The sequence below is a fragment of the Campylobacter sp. US33a genome, from assembly GCF_004378855.1.
Classification (GTDB): Bacteria; Campylobacterota; Campylobacteria; order Campylobacterales; family Campylobacteraceae; genus Campylobacter_D.
This window is the reverse complement of the sequence record NZ_RYYL01000037.1, coordinates 1-596: the sequence shown is the minus strand read 5'-3', so window position 1 is coordinate 596 and position 596 is coordinate 1. Positions and strand designations below refer to the sequence as shown.

Below are 596 nucleotides of genomic sequence, written 5' to 3'. Positions count from 1 at the left end.
CTTCTGCTTTCATAAGTAGAATCTACATCCCTTGGATCTTTTATCTTACCCTCAACTATATCACTTCTTAAGGCTTTGTATATATCTCCAAATTCATCTTCAGAAATTTGATATTCGTTATAATCAATCACCCAATCTACTCCCATAATCTCATCTATAAAAGGAAGCATACCAAATTCATCAGGTTTTAAAGTCTTAGCTAAGGTTTTAATCTCTTGTTCTCTTAAAGGATTTTTATGCACTCCTACTAAACCACTTCCTACAGCAATATCTGCATAACCATAAATAGCACCTAATAAATTAGGTTTATCTAATATACTACTTCCCCCACTTAATTGTATATAAAGTATAGTAGCTTGGATAAATCTTGCATTAAAACCATTTTGAGACATATCATTAGCTAGATATTTATAATCACCTAATATTCCTGCTGCCATACCCCATTCATTATGAAATAAACTTGATCTTAGATTATGTTTATTATCATCCACTATTCTATATAATTTTTCATATTTAGGATCTACATTTCCTTTTTCATCTACAGCTCCTATAGCTTCATAAGGTATATCTATAACAACACTTTTTATACCACTTCT

General features: G+C 30.2%; 1 pseudogene. It reads right to left on the bottom strand.

The window, feature by feature from the left end:
- Positions 1–596 (bottom strand): annotated as a pseudogene (locus tag ELQ16_RS09795) (hypothetical protein); the annotation flags it as partial.